15 protein-coding genes are annotated in these 18,040 nt (G+C 69.9%); 8 read left to right on the top strand and 7 right to left on the bottom strand.

The window, feature by feature from the left end; all coding sequences use genetic code 11:
• Window positions 1-8 precede the first annotated feature (8 nt).
• Entirely contained in the window at window positions 9-1,151 is a 1,143-nt protein-coding gene (locus tag AB0M73_RS24585) for a class I SAM-dependent methyltransferase (protein ID WP_363894459.1), read from the bottom strand.
• A 196-nt stretch (window positions 1,152-1,347) separates the two neighbouring features.
• On the opposite strand from AB0M73_RS24585, the gene AB0M73_RS24580 reads away from it, so the two are divergent.
• Complete coding sequence (locus AB0M73_RS24580) at window positions 1,348-2,667, top strand: beta-propeller fold lactonase family protein (protein WP_363894456.1); 1,320 nt, start codon at window positions 1,348-1,350, stop codon at window positions 2,665-2,667.
• Here the strand turns inward: AB0M73_RS24580 and AB0M73_RS24575 are convergent.
• Window positions 2,664-3,545, bottom strand: a complete 882-nt coding sequence (locus AB0M73_RS24575; protein ID WP_363894453.1) for a LysR substrate-binding domain-containing protein — start codon at window positions 3,543-3,545, stop codon at window positions 2,664-2,666. The two genes, AB0M73_RS24580 and AB0M73_RS24575, sit on opposite strands and share 4 nt — an antisense overlap.
• Window positions 3,546-3,615: 70 nt before the next feature.
• On the opposite strand from AB0M73_RS24575, the gene AB0M73_RS24570 reads away from it, so the two are divergent.
• Window positions 3,616-3,972: a nuclear transport factor 2 family protein gene (locus AB0M73_RS24570; protein WP_363894451.1), complete on the top strand. Its 357-nt coding sequence runs from the start codon at window positions 3,616-3,618 to the stop codon at window positions 3,970-3,972.
• 73 nt (window positions 3,973-4,045) lie between these two features.
• Here the strand turns inward: AB0M73_RS24570 and AB0M73_RS24565 are convergent, their stop codons facing one another.
• Window positions 4,046-4,528, bottom strand: a complete 483-nt coding sequence (locus AB0M73_RS24565; protein WP_363894448.1) for a 2'-5' RNA ligase family protein — start codon at window positions 4,526-4,528, stop codon at window positions 4,046-4,048.
• Between the two features lie 28 nt (window positions 4,529-4,556).
• Complete coding sequence (locus tag AB0M73_RS24560) at window positions 4,557-5,312, bottom strand: IclR family transcriptional regulator (RefSeq protein WP_043724397.1); 756 nt, start codon at window positions 5,310-5,312, stop codon at window positions 4,557-4,559.
• A gap of 90 nt (window positions 5,313-5,402) precedes the next feature.
• Between AB0M73_RS24560 and aceB the strand changes: the two genes are divergently transcribed.
• A complete protein-coding gene (gene aceB / locus AB0M73_RS24555; RefSeq protein WP_363894444.1) occupies window positions 5,403-6,917 on the top strand; it encodes a malate synthase A in 1,515 nt (504 codons plus the stop codon).
• Entirely contained in the window at window positions 6,917-8,122 is a 1,206-nt protein-coding gene (locus AB0M73_RS24550) for an aldolase (protein WP_363894441.1), read from the top strand. The genes aceB and AB0M73_RS24550 overlap by 1 nt, the downstream gene beginning before the upstream one ends.
• Here the strand turns inward: AB0M73_RS24550 and AB0M73_RS24545 are convergent.
• The 3 genes from AB0M73_RS24545 to AB0M73_RS24535 all read right to left on the bottom strand — a co-directional run bounded on the left by AB0M73_RS24545 (window position 8,119) and on the right by AB0M73_RS24535 (window position 10,345).
• On the bottom strand, window positions 8,119-8,727 hold the full coding sequence (locus tag AB0M73_RS24545) for a hypothetical protein (RefSeq protein WP_363894438.1): 609 nt from the start codon (window positions 8,725-8,727) through the stop codon (window positions 8,119-8,121). The genes AB0M73_RS24550 and AB0M73_RS24545 overlap by 4 nt on opposite strands.
• A 335-nt stretch (window positions 8,728-9,062) precedes the next feature.
• Entirely contained in the window at window positions 9,063-9,659 is a 597-nt protein-coding gene (locus AB0M73_RS24540) for a GNAT family N-acetyltransferase (protein ID WP_363894435.1), read from the bottom strand.
• On the bottom strand, window positions 9,656-10,345 hold the full coding sequence (locus AB0M73_RS24535) for a response regulator transcription factor (protein WP_363894432.1): 690 nt from the start codon (window positions 10,343-10,345) through the stop codon (window positions 9,656-9,658). Before AB0M73_RS24535 ends, AB0M73_RS24540 begins: the two co-directional genes overlap by 4 nt.
• 341 nt (window positions 10,346-10,686) lie before the next feature.
• On the opposite strand from AB0M73_RS24535, the gene AB0M73_RS24530 reads away from it, so the two are divergent.
• The 4 genes from AB0M73_RS24530 to AB0M73_RS24515 all read left to right on the top strand — a co-directional run bounded on the left by AB0M73_RS24530 (window position 10,687) and on the right by AB0M73_RS24515 (window position 17,929).
• Window positions 10,687-13,422, top strand: coding sequence for an AAA family ATPase (locus AB0M73_RS24530; protein WP_363894430.1), 2,736 nt, complete (start codon window positions 10,687-10,689; stop codon window positions 13,420-13,422).
• Window positions 13,423-13,480: 58 nt separating this feature from the next.
• Window positions 13,481-14,095, top strand: coding sequence for a helix-turn-helix domain-containing protein (locus AB0M73_RS24525; RefSeq protein ID WP_363894427.1), 615 nt, complete (start codon window positions 13,481-13,483; stop codon window positions 14,093-14,095).
• A gap of 457 nt (window positions 14,096-14,552) precedes the next feature.
• Window positions 14,553-15,341 carry an ABC transporter ATP-binding protein gene (locus tag AB0M73_RS24520; protein ID WP_363894424.1) on the top strand — a complete coding sequence of 263 codons (789 nt, stop codon included), beginning with the start codon at window positions 14,553-14,555 and terminating at the stop codon, window positions 15,339-15,341.
• Complete coding sequence (locus tag AB0M73_RS24515; protein WP_363894421.1) at window positions 15,341-17,929, top strand: FtsX-like permease family protein; 2,589 nt, start codon at window positions 15,341-15,343, stop codon at window positions 17,927-17,929. The genes AB0M73_RS24520 and AB0M73_RS24515 overlap by 1 nt, the downstream gene beginning before the upstream one ends.
• Window positions 17,930-18,040 lie beyond the last annotated feature (111 nt).

Genomic DNA, 18,040 nt, shown 5'->3' with positions numbered 1-18,040 from the left:
TACCCCACCTACGGCCGCACGGCGAGGATCTGGTGGACGCTCATCTTGTCGTCGGCAAAGGCGAGGGCGTTGTCGGCCAGCTGGAGGCGCCAGATGCGGGCGCGGGTGGGGCCCGTGCGGGTGATGATGTCGTCCCAGTTGGCGTCGAGGGCGTGGCGCCAGGCGTCGATGGTGCGGACGTAGTGCTCCCGCATGGACATGACGTCCTCGATCTCCAGGCCGGCGTCGCGCAGCTGGGAGAGGGTGCGCTCGACGGGGCGGGTGGCCATGGCGGGGGTCATGTAGGAGCCGGTGAACATGCCGCCACCGGAGGTCTGCTGCATGAGCAACTGGCCGCCGGGGCGCAGGAGGCGGTGCAGGGTGGCGCAGTAGGCGGGATAGTCCTTGTCGCTGACGTGTTCGCCGGTCTCGATGGAGGCGACGGCGTCGAAAGGACCGTCGGTGATGTCGCGAGGGGCGATGCGCTGCACGGTGACGGAGGAGGACAGGCCCCGCTTGGCGGCGGCGGCGCGGACGAAGTCGCACTGAGTCGGGGAGACGGTGATGCCGGTGGCGGTGACGCCGTAGTGCTCGGCGGCGTGCAGCACAAGGGATCCCCAGCCGCAGCCGACGTCGAGCAGGCGCATCCCCTTGGTCAGCCCCAGCTTCTGGCACACGAGATCCAGCTTGTCCTGCTGGGCGTCGGACAGGTGGTACTCGGGACCGTCGGAAGTCCAGTAGCCGCAGGAACGAGCCAAGGTGTCGTCCAAAATGGACGCGGGGAAGTCCACCGTGGGGCGATCGGTCTCGACGGGCGTGCGCCGGCCGCCGACGCCGGTGCGGGCGATCAGGCCGATCAGCCGGGGCCAGTGGGCGGGACCGGGCGGACCCTGGGCGTGGACGTGGGCGACGAGTTCGCGGCAGTGCCGGAGCCCGGCGGCGAAGTCGCCGTCGATATCGAGGTGCCCGGTCACGTACGCCTCGACGAGCCCGGACCGCCCCGGCCGCAACAGCAGCTGCCGGACGGCGCGCGGCGACCGCAGCACGGCGACGGGCCCCTCGGGGGCGCCGGCGCGGCTGCCGTCCCACGCGCGCATCCCGATCGGGAAGCGCAGGCCGTAGACGGTCTCGATCGCCGCCACGACCTGCACGGCGACTCCCGGATTCGGCATCGGCTGCTCCTGGCTCGGGTGCGCGATAGTGGTCCTATCGCCGGACACCCTCGGAACGTGACGTGTAACCCTTTCGGCCTCAACCGCGCTAATCCCGATGTGCTGGCGGAGGGCGCCGGCCGTCGACGTCGACGGGAGCGAACAGATGAGTGGTGCGGGCAAGGGGATCCGAAGACTCGTCGCGGGGGGAACCGCGGTGGTTCTCGCGGGCCTGGGCTTGGCCGCACCGGCCGCGGCCGCCGGCGCGGGCGGCTACAACACCTATGTCACTGACAGCCGTCAGAACCAGGTGTACGTGATCGACACGGCCACCAACGCCATCACGGCGACCGTGCCCGTCGGCACGACCCCGCACGGCCTGGCGGTGCTGCCCGACGGCAGCCGCGTCTACGTCGCCGACCACGGCAGCGAAGCGGTCTCGGTGATCGATTCCGCCACCAACGCCGTGACCGCGACCATCCCGGTCGCGGGCGCCCCGAACTTCGTCACGAGCGCGCCGGACGGCAGGCACGTGTACGTCAGCAACGACGGCACCAACCAGCTCGACGTGATCGACACGGCCACCAACACGGTGTCCGCGACGGTCCAGGTCGGCTCGGTCGCCTCCGGCGTCGCGGTGATCACGCCGGACGGCAGGGCGGTCTACGTGGCCAGCACCAACGCCGGCACCGTCTACAAGATCGACACCGCAACCAACACGCAGTCCTCGACGATCGCCACGCCGCACCCGAGCGCGCTCGCCGTCTCCCCGGACGGCAGTGAGCTGGCCGTGGTCGACGAGACCGACAACACGCTGACCCGGTTCGCCACAGCGACCGGCGCGCAGTCCGGGGTCACGGCGATTCCCGGCAGCCCGCAGCAGTTGGTGTACGCCCAGGGCCTGCTGTACGTGACCGGCGCGGACGGCACGGTGGCGGTGCTCGACCACGGCACCGTCACGCACACGATCCCGGTGTCCACCCGGGTTCTCGGCGGCATCGCGGCGACGCCGGACGGCGCTTCCCTGTACGCGGGCAACTTCTTCGGCAACGGCGTCAGCGTGCTGAACACCGCCACCAACTCCGTCAGCACGGTGATCCCGACGCCGGACAGCAGCCAGCCGTACATGGTCGCCATCGGCAACCGCAGCGCCGACCTCGCCGTCAAGCTGACGGCCAACCCGGCCGGCCTGCTCGTGCACGAGGTGACGTTCACCGCGACCGTGACCAACAAGGGCCCGGGTTCGGCCAGCGCCGCGACGGTGAAGTTCAGCTACGCCAACGGTTTTGTCTCGCCATCGGCCCCCGGCTGCACCGTGAACGCCGGCGCCCGCACCGCGACGTGCCAGTTCGGCGCCCTCGCCAACGGCGCGTCGGTCAGCAAGTCGCTGCGGCTGACCGTCGGCCTGCTGACGATCTCCGGCTCGATGCCGGTGACCGCCACGCGGACCGCGAGCACGCCCACCGACGGCAACGCCGCCAACGACAGCTCGACCGTCACGTGCTCGGCGCTGACCTCGATCCTGGTCAGCTGCTAGGAAACGAGCGCGGCGATGCCGTGATCGATCAACGCGGTGGCCGCCGGGCTGATCGGACCATCCTCCCGCCACGCCAATGCCAACTGGCCCCGCAGGGCCGGGCTGGCCACGGCGATCGGGTGGAGTCCGGGCCCGGCGGCCATCGACGTCGGCAGGAAGGCGACGCCGAGGCCGCGCCGAGCCAGCTGCATGACCATGGTCGGATCGTTGGCCTCGAAGGAGATCCGCGGCGTGAATCCGGCCAGCGCGCACGCTTCGTCCACACAGGACCGAATGCCCGTCCCGGTCGGCATGCTGATCAGCTCACGGTCGCGGAACGCCTTGATCGGCAGTGATTCCTTGCCTTCAAAGGGATCCCCGTGGCCGACGACGGCGACCATCCGCTCGTCCACGAAGATCTTCAGCGCCACGCCCGGATAGGACGTGGACGAGCTCAGCGCGATCACCGCCAGGTCGAGCGCGCCCGCCCGGACCGCGTCCACCAGCCGGTCGGAGTTGTCCTGGGACAGGGTGATCTCGATGGCCGGGTGCGCCCGGTGGAAGCCGTCGATCATGTCGGCGATGGCCACCGCCGGACAGGACGTGATCGTGCCGATGGCGACTCGACCGCGTACCAAGCCGTTCAGTTCATCGACCACCTGCTTCGACCCGGCGACGGCGCCCAGCGCCGCCCGGGCGAAGGGCAGCACCGCCGCGCCCGCCTCGGTCAGCGTCACCGTGCGGCCCGTGCGGTCCAGCAGCGGCAGGCCCAGCTCCCGTTCCAGCTGCTTGATCTGCGCGCTCACGCCCGGCTGCGCCACGTGCAGACGCTCCGCCGCCCGGGTGAAGTTGCTGTCCTCGGCCACCGCGACGAAGTACTCCAGCTGGCGAAGTTCCATAACCACTGATTCTAGTAGCCAGCTCAACTAGTTCTTGGACTTCTCGCTTGGGGTCGCGCAGGCTTGAGTCATGACAACCACAGCCAGGACCCCCGAGGACATCTCCCGCCTGTTCGTCGAGCTGGCCAACGCCGGCGACGTCGACGGCATGGCCAACCTGTACGAGGAGGACGCCGTGCTCGCCTTCCCGCCCGGCTCCCAGACCGTCGGCCGCGCCGGCATCCGTGAGCTCATGGTCCAGCTCGTCGCCCGTGGCGGCGCCTTCACCGTCGAGGAGGCCCTGCCCACCATCTATCAGGGCGACGACCTGGCACTCACCTCCACCGTGCCCTCCGACAACACCGGCGGCCGCGTCCAGCTCGTCCGCCGCCAGGCCGACGGCTCCTGGCTGCGCGTCATCGACCGCCCCGAAACCCGCCCCTCCTGACCCCGCTCCACTCACATGCGCTTCCTCTGTGGCGCCAGGGCGCAAGTGGGAAGCGCATGTGGCGGAAAGGGGGTCAGCCGCCGAACGGGAAGCGGCCGGTGACCTGCCAGGTGTCCTCGTACCGCAGGACCCAGAGCTGATCGAGCCTCGCCGGCACGGGCGCGGCCAAGGCGGCGATGGTTGCGGCATCCGCATCGGAGACGCCCATTGCCAGCGTCAGATGAGCCTCCGGCGACGGCCCGAAGCGGCCGCCGTACGGCAAGACCGCCGGCCAGTGCCGGCGCACCTGAGCGGTGAGCGGCGCCAGCGCGGAAGAGGTCAGCGCTACGAAACCCGGTTCTCGTACCACCCGGTCCAGCACGACGTCCATCGGCGCCAGCTCGCCCGCAACCTCGGCCAGCTTTTCCGGGGTGGCCGAGGTGAAGGGGTAGAGCATGGTCACGTGGCCGGTGTCGCCCGGCCGCACCACGTCCGGGAACCGGGCGGCGACGTGGGCCAGCAGGGGAGCGGCGGTGGGCACGGGGATGATCAGGGCGGACTGACCGGGCTGGGGCACCGGCCCAGTATCCGCCGCACGGAGTGAACTACCCCCTGGTGGCGTCCATCTCCCGCGCCAGCACCTTGGCCGCCTTGGTCAGCAGCGGCACGACCTCGTCCACCGCGATCATGCCCATCCGGGTCTCGGGCCCGCTGATGGAGATCGCCGCGTTGGACGGCGAGCCCGGCACGGCCACGGCCAGGCATCGCACGCCGATCTCCTGCTCGCCGTCGTCCACGGCGTAGCCCTGGTCGCGGATGACCGACAGCTCGGTGCGCATCGCGTCCACGGTGGTGATCGACCGCTCGGTCTGCGGGTTCATCTTGGCGCGGGCGAGCACTTGATCGACCGCGTCCTCCGGCAGCTGGGCCAGGATGGCCTTGCCCACGGCCGTGCAGTGGACGTCGACCCGCCGCCCGACCTCGGTGAACATCCGCATGGAGTGCCGCGACGGGGCCTGCGCCACGTAGACGACCTGGTCGCCGTCGAGCACGGCCATGTTGGACGTCTCGCCCGTGACCTCGGTGAGCTCGGCCAGGTAGGGCCGCGCCCAGGCGCCGAGGGTGCGGCTGGCGGTCTCGCCGAGGCGGATGAGCCGCGGACCCAGGGCGTACCGGCGGGACGGCTGCTGACGCACGTAACCGCCGCCGACCAAGGTGCGCATGATCCGGTGGATCGTCGGCAGCGGCAGCCCCGAGCTGGCCGCGAGCTGGCTGAGCGCGACCTCGCCGCCGGCCTCGGCCATCAGCTCCAGCAGCTCGAAGGTGCGTTCGACCGACTGCACCCCACCGTTGTTCGTCATGCGATCAGGGTCTCCCTGTACTTGGCTGGACCCCAAGGGTAGCGTGGCTGCCGACGGTTCTGGAAGAAAAACTCCACGATGAGGAAAACAGTGCCTGAGATCCTGACCCCGGAGGCGGTGGATTTCATCACCGACCTCAACCGGACGTTCGCCCCGCGTCGCGACGAGCTCATCGCCGCGCGCGCCGCCAAGCGTGGCCGGAAGCTGGACTTCCTGCCCGAGACCGCGCACATCCGTGACGCGCAGTGGCAGGTGGCCGAGGCTCCGCCCGCGCTGCGGGACCGGCGGGTGGAGATCACCGGGCCGACCGAGCGCAAGATGGCGATCAACGCGCTGAACTCCGGGGCCAAGGTGTGGCTGGCCGACCTGGAGGACGCCAACACCCCGCACTGGCACAACGTGGTCTCCGGTCAGGAGAACCTGTACGACGCCGTGCGCGGCACCATCGTGCACACCTCACCCGAGGGCAAGCACTACGCGCTGCGCTCCGACGTCCGGCCCGCGACCATCGTCATGCGCCCCAGGGGCTGGCACCTCGACGAGCGTCACATCGACGTCGACGGCCGTCCCGCGGTCGGCGCCCTGGTCGACTTCGGCCTGTACTTCTTCCACAACGTCCGCGAGCTGCTGGCCCGGGGCAGCGGGCCGTACTTCTACCTGCCGAAGATGGAGAGCCACCTCGAAGCCCGGCTGTGGAACGACGTCTTCACCCACGCACAGTCCGCTTTGGACGTTCCCCACGGCACCATCCGGGCCACCGTGCTGATCGAGACCGTGCCGGCCGCGTTCGAGATGGAGGAGATCCTCTACGAGCTGCGCGACCACGCCTCGGGCCTCAACGCCGGCCGCTGGGACTACCTGTTCAGCCTGATCAAGACGTTCCGTGACGCCGGCGAGGAGTTCGTGCTGCCGGACCGCAACACCGTCACCATGACCGCGCCGTTCATGCGGGCCTACACCGAGCTTCTCGTGCGCACCTGCCACAAGCGCGGCGCTTTCGCCATGGGCGGCATGGCCGCGTTCATCCCCAACCGGCGCGATCCCGACGTCACCGCGGCCGCGTTGGAGAAGGTTCGTGCCGACAAGACCCGCGAGGCCGACGACGGGTTCGACGGCTCCTGGGTGGCGCACCCCGGCCTGGTTTCCGTGTGCCAGGAGGTTTTCGACGAGGTGCTGGGCAAGCGCCCCAACCAGTTGGACAAGCTGCGGCCCGAGGTTCGGGTCACCGCCGACCAGTTGCTGGACGTCAAGTCCACGCCCGGCGAGGCCACCTTCGCCGGCGTTCGGTCCGCTGTGGACGTCGGCGTGCGGTACATCCAGTCCTGGCTTTCCGGCAACGGCGCGGCGGCCATCCACAACCTGATGGAGGACGCCGCCACCGCCGAGATCTCCCGATCCCAGCTGTGGCAGTGGGTTCACAACGGCACCGTGCTGTCCGACGGCCAGGTCGTCACCGCCGACCTCGTGCGCCAGGTCCTGTCCGAGGTCAAGGCCGAGCTGTCCGGCGACCACCTGGACGAGGCGGCCGAGCTGTTCGAGCAGGTCGCCCTGGACGACGACTTCGTGGACTTCCTGACACTGCCGGCCTACGCCAAGATCGACTGATGGACCTCGACAAGCTGGTGTCCGAACTGGACAGCCAACTGTCCGATGTGGATGCCTTGCGGGACAAGCTGTTCCCGGGCGCGACCGGCGTCCGCCAGCCCGTGCACACCGTGTACGTGCCGGCGGACCAGGTCCTGCCCGATCTCGCCCGGTCGTGGGGTGAGCGCGCCCTGGCCAGCCTGGACGCGTTCGCCCCCGTTGCCGGCGCCCTCACCGAAGCCGCCGGCATGGACGCCGTCGGTCTCTACGACCGCGTCCGGGCCAAGCTGTCGACCGAGCCCATCGAGGATCTGCGCATCGATTTCGAGGACGGCTACGGCGCCCCGGACGATGCCACCGAGGACCGTCATGTCATTGAGGCGGCCGCAGTCCTGGCGGCCGCCGCCACCCCGTTCTCCGGCGTCCGCATCAAGGGCTTCGAGCCTGCCGTCCGCCGCCGCGGCGTCCGCACGCTGTCCCTGCTGCTCGACAACCTGAATCCCTTGCCGCCCAACTTCGTCGTCACCCTGCCCAAGGTGACGTCCGTCGAGCAGGTCGAGTCCATGGTCTGGCTCTGCACGCAGTTGGAGCGCTTTCCCGGCGAGCTCCGATTCGAGCTCCAGATCGAGACCACCCAGGCCGTGCTCGGCCCGGACGGCGCCGCCACCGTGGCCCGGATAATCCACGCCTCCGACGGCCGCTGCACCGCTTTGCATTACGGCACTTACGACTACAGCGCCGCTTGCGGCGTCACCGCCGCCCATCAGTCCATGGCCCACCCCGTGGCCGACCATGCCAAGAACATCATGCTGTTGGCCGCCGCAGGCACCGGCGTCACCGTCTCCGACGGCTCCACCAACATCCTGCCGGTCGGCGACTCCGACGCCGTACACGCCGGTTGGCGCCTGCACACCCGCCTGGTGACGCGGTCCCTGGAGCACGCCCTGTACCAGGGCTGGGACCTGCATCCGCACCAGCTCCCGACTCGCTACCTGGCGACCTTCTCTTTCTACCGCAACGCTTTCCCTCAGGCCGCCACTCGGCTCAACGCCTACCTGGCCAAGACCGCCGGCACGTTCCTCGACGAGCCCGCCACCGCTCAGGCCATGAGTGCCGCGCTCGTGCGGGGTATCGACTGCGGCGCCTTGGATGCCGCCGAGGTCGAGGCGGCCGTGGGCGCTCCTCGGTCTGTGCTGGACGGCTTCGCCCGGCGAAGGGTCGGTTAGGTCGACGCGCCTTTGAGCAGCCAGTCGAACTCGCCGCGGCGAGCGAGGTCGTCGACCATCTGTGCGGCGGCCTCCTCGGTCACTTCCGGCAGCACAATGAGGTTATGGGCGTAGAAGGTCACGGGCCGGGGCTTTTCCCGGGCCGCGTCGAACTGGTCGACGTCGTTCCAGCCCACGGCGACGGCGATCCCCTCCAGGTCGTAGAAGGTCACGGGGAAGCGCAGCTCGCCGTAGACCAGCCAGGCGTCCAGCGTGTCGATGTCGGTCCGATCGGTGGCGGCCGCCACGTCGAGTGACCAGGTCGATTGGGGCGGGTCGACGGCGAGGTCCAGCAGCCAGTCGATGTGCTTGTCCCGGGCCAGCCATTCGACGGCGCCATGGGCTGCCGCTCGTGTCACCTCGGGCACGAGGATGAAATTCGGCTCGTAGAACGGCGGCGGGTAGCTTGCGTCCTGGACGGTCCGATAGGGGTCGTAGAGGCTCGTGGGGAACCGGCGGCCCCCGTTTTCGAGGAACACATGCCACAGTGCGCCTCGCTTCGCGATCAGGTCCCAGTCCCTGTCGTCCACGGTGTCACGCGTGGTCAGTGTCCATTTCCCCCTCATGCAGTCAGTGTGGCGGGGCGGTCAACCGGTTTGACCCGACGCTACGGGCGGTGGCGCACCAGCAAGACCGGCCGGGTCCGGACGTGCCATCTCAACCGGAGCGGCTGAGCGTGCTGGACGACTGGCTGGCGGAGCAGCGCTGGACGGAGCGCACGGCCCAGTTGGCCGAGCAGCAGGGCCACGCCGACGGACTTGGACGAGGCGTTAATCCAACGGGCGTCGGAATGGCTGGATGAACGCGTTGCCGAAATGCATCGTGTCGACCAATCAGACCTGGCCGCCGGTAACCGTCCTGAATGGACCGGGAGGAGTGGCCGGGGCGAATACCGGGGCGTTCAGGAAGTGGCCCGCCCCAGATAGGTCAGCACCCCGGCATCGGGCACGTCGATGACGTGGAACCCGAGCCGGTCGTAGAACTTTCGCGCCCCCACGTTCGCAGTCACCATCCCCAGGTGCACCGCCGGCACGCCCCGCGCGGCCAATGCTGCCAGGAAACGGGCCATCAACTGCCGCCCGAGGCCCTTGCCCTGGTACTCCGGCAGCAGGTCGATGTGCAGATGCGCCGGGTATTCGGCCAGCTCGGGAATGATCATGCGCTCCGGCCGGTGAAGCAGCCCCAGCATCTGATCCGTGGGCGTCTCCGACGACGTCGGCGCCGGATACCGATCGATCACCGCCGGCAGCCATTCGGAGCGCCACCGCCGCACCAACTCCTCCGTGGAGGCGGTCCCGACCACGTACCCCACGGCGCGGGACCCGTCGTCGACGACAAACGCCAGCGACGGGTCCAGCGCCACGTACGGCGCCAGGAAGATCGTCGGCATCAGGTCCTGGTCGGGATACAGGTGCCGGGCGTCGCCGCCCGCGTCGGCGGTGCGGACGCAGACGTCGTACAGCGCGGGCAGGTCGGCCGGCTCAGCTAAACGGATCACCGCTGCATTGTGCCCAATCCGGCCTCCCGGGCCAGCACGATCGCCTCGGCCCGGGACGCGGTCTGCAGCTTGGTGAAGATGGCCGACAGGTGGTTGCTGACGGTCTTCGGCGACAGCCGCAGCTGCCGGGCGATCAACTGGTTGGACAGCCCGGCGGCGACGAGGTCGAGCACCTCGCGCTCCCGTCCGGTCAGCCCGGGGAAGGGCGTCGTGGCCACGCTCAGGGGCCGGCCGACCAGGCCCAGCAGCCGGTCGGCGGCCAGCCGGCCGAAGATCATCTCGCCGGCGGCGACGCCCGCGACGGCCCGCACGATCTCCTCGCGGCCGGCCTCTTTGTGCAGGTAGCCGCGCACCCCGCTGCGCAGGGCGGCCCGCAGCGAGTCATCGTCGTCGGACGAGGTCAGCGCCAGCACGGCGACGTCTCGCGCGGACCGCCTCAGCTCGGTCAGCACGGTGTCGCTGTCGGCGAGATCGAGCACCAGCACGTCGGGGCGGTGCACCAGCACCTCCCGCACGGCATCGCGCGCGCACGACGCCTCGCCGACGACGTCGAAGTCGCCGCACAGCACCCGTAGGCCCAGTCTCACCACCGGTTCGCCGCTGGCCACGACGACCGTCACCCCGTCGGTGACGGTCCGCCGCGCCGGCAGCGTGAGGACGGCCCCCGCGGCCGCCGCGTTGCTCATCGCCATAGTCCTGACCCCCAAGGTCCTCAGCCGACGTTGACGCTAGGGCAGGGCGTTCATATCCCGTTCAAATCCCGGCTCGTGACCATTCCGTGACGCCATGGCGGCAATTCCGGAATGGGGCCAAGACTGGCCTTTTCCTAGGGGGTCTGCTGTTAGGTTGACACGGTCGTCAGGCGTGCTGACGTTGTTGAGCAGGCTGTCGCGGCGAGGACGGGCAGGCGGTGCGATTAACCCCGGTTTTCCCTAGTTGACGTCGGTCCATCGCCATTCTACGGTCGGGCTTGACGCGTTCGATGAGGGTTTCTTTGCGAGCAGTGCGAACGTGGGGTGAGTGCACTATGGAGCTTGTCGATCGGTCTGGCGAATGGGAACTTCTCAAGGACGCCTTCGCCGCCTGCGGCGAAGGCCGGGGCCAGCTGGTCCTGGTCGGCGGCCGTTTCGCCAGCGGCAAGACCGAACTGCTGCACGCCTTCGGCGACCACGTGGTCGACTCCCGCGCCCTGCTGCTCAGCGCCACCGGGGCCCGCTCGGAGGGCGCGCTCCAACGAGGCGTGCTGGGCCAGCTTTTCCACAGCGACACCCTGCCGCCGTCGGTGATCGCGCGCGCCGTCAGCCTGATCCTGCCGGCGGCCGACCCGGGCCAGTTCGGCGGCCCGTCGATGCGCCCGTCGGACGCCCGCGTGGCGCAGGAGCTGTGCACCATTGTGTCCACGCTGGCCAAGGACCGCCCGGTGGTGATGCTCGTCGACGACGTGCAGTACGCCGACGACGCCTCGCTGCAGGCCCTGCTCTACCTGATCCGCCGGATGCGGACGATCCCGGTGCTGATGGTGCTGAGCGAATGCGCGCAGCCCTGGACGCCGCGGCCCTGGTTCCACGGCGAGCTGGCCGGCTGCCCGCACCGTGAGCTAACGCTTCAGCCGTTATCGGCCCACGGCGTGGCCGAGCTGGTGCAGCTGCGGCTCGGCCCCGGCGCGCTTGAGCTGGCCGACGGCATCCACGCGGTCAGCGGCGGCGTGCCGCTGCTGGTGAAGGCGTTGATCGAGGACCAGCCGCACGGCGTCGGCCAGCCGTACGTCGGCGCCGCGTTCGGCCGGGCGATCCTGGCCTGCCTGCACCGCTGCGAGCCGAGTTTCCTGGAAGTGGCCCGTGGCATGGCGATCCTGGGCGACCAGGCCACGCCGGCGATGGTGGGCCCGCTGATCGGCATGGACGGCGGCTTGGTCGAGCAGCACCTGGACGGCATGGCCCGCTCGGGCCAGTTCAGCCCGGCGGAGCTCAAGCGGCCGGCCGTGCACGCCGCGCTGCTGGACAGCCTGAGCCCGGCCGAACGCGTGACGATGCACCGGGACGCGGCGGAACTCCTTTACTGGAACGGGGCATCGCCGATCACGGTGGCCCGGCACGTGCTCGGTGCCGACGACGCGAGCGCCCAGTGGGCGATCCGGATCCTGCGCGACGCGGCGGACCAGTCGCTGGTCGACGACGACGTGGACACCGCGATCCGTTGCCTGAGCCTGGCTTTGCGGGCCAGCATCGACGCCAAGGAGCGCATCCTCATCACCGCGGCGCTGGCGAGGGCGGAGTGGCGGGTCAACCCGCTGGCCGCCTCGCGCCGGCTCGCCCCCCTGCACGACTCCCTGGTCGACGGCACGCTGACCGGCCGCGATCTCGTCACGTTCATCAGATACCTGCTGTGGCAGGGAAAGCTGGACGACGCGACCGCGCAGCTGGGCCCCGTGCTGGAGTCGCTGACGGAGGCCGACGCCCAGATCGCGGCGGAACTCGGCCTGGCCTACCAGTTCGTCTACGGCACGGCCCCGGTGGCGCTGCCGCAGGAGGCCACCAACAACCCGTGGACGCGGGCCCGGGTCACGCTGACGTCGATGATGCAGCACGGCGGCGGCGAGGAACTGGTCAACAACGCGCTGCACGTGCTGGCCAGCTGCGCGCTCGGCGATTCCACGCTGGAGATGCTGGCGACGGCGCTGTCGGTGCTGATGGGCGCGGACCGGGTGGACGAGGCGGCGGCGGCCAACGACCGCCTGCTCGCGGACGCCGAGCGGCGCAATGCCCCGATGTGGCAAGCGGTTCTGGCCAGCATGCGGGCACACATCGCGCTGCGCCAAGGGGATCCGATCCGGGCCGACGAGCTGGCGGCCTCCGCGCTTGAGCTGATGAGCCCGCAGAACTGGGGCGTGCTCATCGGATATCCGTTGTCCACCTTGATGTTGGCCAACACCGCGATGGGCCGGCACGAGCAGGCGGCGGCGCTGGCCCAGCTGATCGTGCCGGAGGCCATGTTCAAGACGATCTTCGGCCCGCGCTACCTGAACGCCCGCGGCCACCACTACCTGGCCACCGGCCGGCTGCTGGCCGCGTTCAGCGACTTCGAGGAGTGCGGCGAGCTGGTGGCCGGCCTCGGGCTGGACATGCCGGTGATCTCCATGTGGCGCGGCGATCTGGCCGAGGTGCAGGTGTTGCTGGGCCGGCCGTGGACGGCCAAGGAACTGGTCACCGCCCAGCTGGAGTGGGCCGGTGGCGTGACCGGTCGGGTCCGGGGTGTGTCGCTGCGGGTGTTGGCGGCCACCAGCGATCCGGCGGAACGGCCGCGGCTGCTGTACGCCGCGCTGGACCACCTGCAGGCCAGCGGGGACCGGCTGGAGCTGGCCCGCTGCCTGGTCGACCTGGCCCAGGCGCACCACGAGCTGGGCGAACTGGAACTGGCGCGGTCCGCCGCGCTGCGGGCGAGTCAGGAGGCGAGGTCGTGTCACGCCGCACCACTGCTGGACCGGTTGTCCCGGTGGAGCGTCGACGTCGCGGAGACACCGAGCGCGGCGCCGGACGAGGGCGACGACGCCGTCGGCTCGGTGCTGAGCGCGGCCGAGCTGCGGGTCGCCGCCCTGGCGACCCTGGGGCACACCAACCGCGAGATCGGTCGCCGCCTCTACATCACGCCCAGCACCGTCGAACAGCACCTGACCAAGGTGTACCGGAAGCTCAACGTGGGTGGCCGCAAGGACCTCCCGGCGGGCCTGTCCCTGCACGTGGCGTCGACCGCGACGACCGCATGACGCAACTACTCGACAACTGTCTAGGACATTTGTATAGGACAGGTGGTAGAATGAGCGCATGGGACATCGAGAAGACCTGCTGGCCGGCGCCAAGCGCTGCCTCGTCGAGAAGGGTTACGCCAGAACGACTGCGCGTGACATCGTGGCCGCCTCCGGCGCCAATCTGGCGTCGATCGGCTACCACTACGGGTCCAAAGAGGCCCTGCTGAACCAGGCACTCATCCAGTCGGTTCGGGAGTGGGGTGAACAGCTTGCGAAGACTCTGATCGAGGCCGAGGTGGCCCACCTGGGCCCGCGCGAACGGTACGAGGCGATCTGGGGACGCATCGTCGAGATGTTCGGTGCCAACAAGCAGTTGTGGACCGCGCAGTTCGAGGTGCTGGCGCAGATCGAGCACGCCGAGGACGTTCGCCAGGTGCTGACCGCCGGCAACGCCGAGGGTTGGCCGGGACTGGGCATGCTCTTCAACAACATCGACCCCGAGGTGGACGGGCGGCAGGCGTCGCTGGTCGGCGCGTTCAACCAGGCGCTGCTGACCGGGATCATGGCCCAGTGGCTGATCGATCCCACCACCGCGTTGAACGGTGACGACATCACCGAGGCGCTGGGCATCATCGCGCAGAGCTTCTCGGCGAAGGACGCGACCGTCACGGTCGGCAGTGCCAGCAACTGATGTTCGGTTGACCCGGGCGCCGCGACCCCGTCAGCGGGGTCGCGTCCGGACTGGCCCTGTTCGTCCGCGGAGTCGAGCAGGGCATGCACGTTCTCGAGCCGCCGCCGCGTGATGATCCGCCGGCCCTCGATCTGAGAATCCTCAGCTTCTTTCCCGACGCCGCAAGGCGTTGACGTCGCACGCCCATGGTCCGCCGCGTAGCTGCCACGCGCGGCGGAGCGCTGGAGCCTGGCCTTCTTCACCTCGTCCTCCCTCGGGGAGGGCCCTCGACTTGTGCCTCGGGTGGGTCACTCACGGTGCTGTGACGATCACCTAGGGGCCCTCGGTGCGGTGTCATCGGGGACAAAACAGCAGGTAGAAGTACATTTAAACGTACGTCCTAGACGTATGAATCAAACGTATGTATAGTTCAGCCCAACGCAGATCCGAAGTGCCGATCCCACATCAGGAGTCTGAAGTGACAACCACGCAGCTCACCACGGGAACCACGGTCCAGCTCGACCAGGTCCGCAAGGTCTATGGCAAGGGGGACAACGAGGTCGTCGCGCTCGGCGGCGTCACCATCGGCTTCCGCCAGGGCACGTTCACCGCCGTGATGGGGCCCTCGGGCTCCGGCAAGTCCACGCTGCTGCACTGCGCGGCCGGCCTGGACACCCCGACCTCCGGCTCGGTCACGCTGGCCGGTCAGAAGATCGACGGCCTGTCCGAGGCGAAGCTGACCATGCTGCGCCGCGACCGCATCGGCTTCATCTTCCAGTCCTTCAACCTGCTGCCGGCGCTGACCGTCTACCAGAACGTCACGCTGCCGCTGCAGCTGGCCGGCCGCAAGCCGATCAAGGCCGAGGTCAACCGGATCATCGAGCAGGTCGGCCTGGCCGAGCGCAAGCACCACCGCCCGGCTCAGCTCTCCGGCGGCCAGCAGCAGCGCGTCGCCATCGCCCGCGCCCTGGTCACCGGCCCCGCGGTGATCTTCGCCGACGAGCCGACCGGCGCCCTGGACACCCGCACCGCCCGCGACGTCCTGACCCTGCTGGGCCGCAGCGTCCGCACCACCGGCCAGACCATCGTCATGGTCACGCACGACCCGGTGGCCGCCTCGCACGCCGACAGCGTGGTCTTCCTGGCCGACGGCCAGCTGGCCGGCGAGCTGCACCAGCCCACCCCGGAGTCGGTGGCCGAGCGCATGACCCAGCTCGGCAACTTCGTCGCCGCCCGCCGCAACACCGTCCCCGCCGGGAGCAAGTGATGTTCACCCTTGCCATGCGCTCGCTGCGGTACCGCTGGGGCGGTTTCGTCGCGACCTTCATCGCCATGTTCTTCTGCGCCGGCCTGCTGATGGCCGCCGGCGGCCTGGTCCAGACCTCCGCGCAGCACGCCGTGCCGCCGCAGCGGCTGGCCGCCGCCCCGATCATCGTGGCCGGCAACTCCAACTACAACCTGCCCGGCGGGGCCACCCCGTACACGCTGGCCGAGCAGATCCGGGTCAGCCAGTCCGTGGTCGACGCCGTGAGCAAGACGCCGGGCGTCGAGAAGGCCATCACCGACGTCGCCTTCCCGGCGGTCGTGCTCTCCGGCGGCAAGCCCGTCACGTCGAGCGGACAGCTGTTCAAGGGCCACGGTTCCCGGGTCGAGACCGACACGACCTCCCTCGGCCACGGCTGGTCCTCGGCCGAGCTCGCGCCGTACGCGCTGACCTCCGGTAGCCAGCCGACCAAGGCCGGCCAGGTCGTCATCGACTCGGAGTCCGCCGCGGTGGCGGGTGTCCAAGTAGGACAGACGGTCGACGTTCTTGTGCACGGGGCGACGCAGAGCTTCACCGTCAGCGGCATCGCCGCGGCCGCCGGCCCGGTCTCGCAGGCGGCGATCTTCTTCAGCGACCCCGACACGCAGAAGTACAACACCGAGCCCGGCACCGTGAACGCGATCGGCGTCATCCCGGCCGCCGGCCAGGACGTCACCGCGCTCAGCGCCAAGCTGACCACCGTCGCCGGCGCGAGCGCCATCGTGCTCACCGGCGACCAGCGGGGCTACGCGGAGTTCCCGGACACCCTCAAGGTCACCGACCTCACGGTCACCTCCGCGGTGTTCACGCTGCTGGCGATCATGGCCGGCCTGTTCGGCGCCTCCTCCACGCTCGCGCTGGCCTACCAGCAGCGCGGCCGGGAAATGGCTCTGCTGCGGGCCATCGGCACCACGCCCAAGCAGCTGCGCCGCATGATCCGCGGTGAGACGATCACGCTGTCGCTGATCGCCTCGATCGTGGCCATCGTGCCGTCGTACTTCGCCAGCGAGTGGCTGTACAACAAGATCGTGTCCAGCGGCATCGCGCCGGACGGCATCGTGTTCCACCTCGGCCCGGTCCCGATCGTCGCGGCCATGGTGATCGCGCTGCTGACCAGCATCGGCGCCGCCCGCATCGCCGGCCGCCGGGCCGCCGTCACCAAGCCGACCGCCGCGCTGCAGGAGGCGGAGAGCCAGCCGGTGCGTCTCGGCTGGGGCCGGGTCATCCTGGCCTGGGTGTTCATCGCCATCGCCGCCCTGATGTCCTTCGTCACGCTCACCGCCGTCACCGGCCCGCTGACCGCAACCCCGGCGGCGCTGATCTCGATCTGCCTGGCCGTCGGCCTCGGCCTGCTCGGGCCGGCCATCGCCAAGCTGATGACCGCGATCATCGGCCCGCTGCTGCGGCCGTTCGCCGGCCTGGCCGGCTACCTGGGCTCGCTCAACGCCCGCCAGCGCGCCACCAGGATGGCGGCGGTGATCACCCCGGTGATGCTGCTGACCGCCATCGCCACCGCCAACCTGTACCTGGTCACCACCGAGCAGGACGTCAGCACCGCCGCCTACACCGACGACCTGCACGCCGACCTCGTGCTCCAGTCCGGGGCCACCGGCTTCACCCCGGACGTGCTGGCCAAAGTCCGGCAACTGCCCAATGTGGACGCTGCCTCGGAGTTCGTGGCCAGCACCGGTTTCATCGAGAAGCCCGTCGACCCGTTGGGCGGCAAGGACCTCGACGGCTGGCCGATCCAGGGCGTGACGGCCGACGCCGCGTCGAAGATCGGTGTCTCCTCCACCACCACCGGCGATCTCAACAACCTGACCGGCAACACCGTTGCCCTGACCGACAACTACGCGAAGAAGCTCGGCGCCAAGCTGGGTGACTCCATCACCCTGCGGCTGGGCGACCGCGGCACGGCCGACGTCAAGCTGGTGGCCACCTTCCCGACCAAGCCCAGCTTCGACAAGATCCTGCTGCCGGCCGACCTGCTCGCCGCGCACACCCTGCCCGGCCTGCCCATCCAGATCCTGGTTCGCGCCACCCCCGGCGCGAGCGTGGACCAGCTCCGCACCGCACTCGCGGGCCTGTCCACCACACTGCCCGGCAGCACCATCTCCGACCGCAGCACCCTGGCCACCGCCTACGCCGGCCACCTCCAGTCACAGGCCCTGGTCAGCTACCTGATCGTCGCGATGATCGCCGGCTACACCACCATCACCATCGTCAACAACCTGGCCCTGTCCACCACCCGCCGCCGCAAGGAGTTCGGCCTGCAGCGGCTGACCGGCTCCACCCGCGGCCAGATCATGGCCATGATGGGCTACGAGGGCGCGCTGATCGCCGTGATCGGCATCGTCCTCGGTGTCATCGTCACCCCGTCCACGCTGATTCCCTTCAGCCTCGGGCGAACCGGCAGCCCGATCCCGACCGGTCCACTGTGGATGTTCTTCGCGGTGGTCGCCTACGCCGCCGTGGTCGCGCTGCTGGCCACGCTGGTGCCCACCTGGTTCCGACTGCGCGGCCGGCCCCTGGACGCCGCCGTTCCCGAGTGATTTCCCCAGTTGTACGAGCCTCCGGCCACTCCTGCCTCGCAGGGGTGGCCGGAGGTCGTTGTGCGGTGAGGGAATAGGGGCCGGCGAAGTCATGACCGACCCATCGGAGCG

Source organism: Kutzneria sp. NPDC051319 (genome assembly GCF_040682195.1).
Lineage (GTDB): Bacteria > Actinomycetota > Actinomycetes > Mycobacteriales > Pseudonocardiaceae > Kutzneria.
The sequence above is the reverse complement of the archived record's forward strand: the minus strand, read 5'-3'. Positions and strand labels throughout refer to the sequence as shown.

Coding starts and splice junctions, on each gene's coding strand:
- AB0M73_RS24585 (WP_363894459.1), bottom strand. CDS start 1,151: ATGCCGAATCCGGGAGTCGCCGTGCAGGTCGTGGCGGCGATCGAGACC.
- AB0M73_RS24575 (WP_363894453.1), bottom strand. CDS start 3,545: ATGGAACTTCGCCAGCTGGAGTACTTCGTCGCGGTGGCCGAGGACAGC.
- AB0M73_RS24570 (WP_363894451.1), top strand. CDS start 3,616: ATGACAACCACAGCCAGGACCCCCGAGGACATCTCCCGCCTGTTCGTC.
- AB0M73_RS24560 (WP_043724397.1), bottom strand. CDS start 5,312: ATGACGAACAACGGTGGGGTGCAGTCGGTCGAACGCACCTTCGAGCTG.
- AB0M73_RS24550 (WP_363894441.1), top strand. CDS start 6,917: ATGGACCTCGACAAGCTGGTGTCCGAACTGGACAGCCAACTGTCCGAT.
- AB0M73_RS24545 (WP_363894438.1), bottom strand. CDS start 8,727: ATGAGGGGGAAATGGACACTGACCACGCGTGACACCGTGGACGACAGG.
- AB0M73_RS24535 (WP_363894432.1), bottom strand. CDS start 10,345: ATGAGCAACGCGGCGGCCGCGGGGGCCGTCCTCACGCTGCCGGCGCGG.
- AB0M73_RS24530 (WP_363894430.1), top strand. CDS start 10,687: ATGGAGCTTGTCGATCGGTCTGGCGAATGGGAACTTCTCAAGGACGCC.
- AB0M73_RS24525 (WP_363894427.1), top strand. CDS start 13,481: ATGGGACATCGAGAAGACCTGCTGGCCGGCGCCAAGCGCTGCCTCGTC.
- AB0M73_RS24515 (WP_363894421.1), top strand. CDS start 15,341: ATGTTCACCCTTGCCATGCGCTCGCTGCGGTACCGCTGGGGCGGTTTC.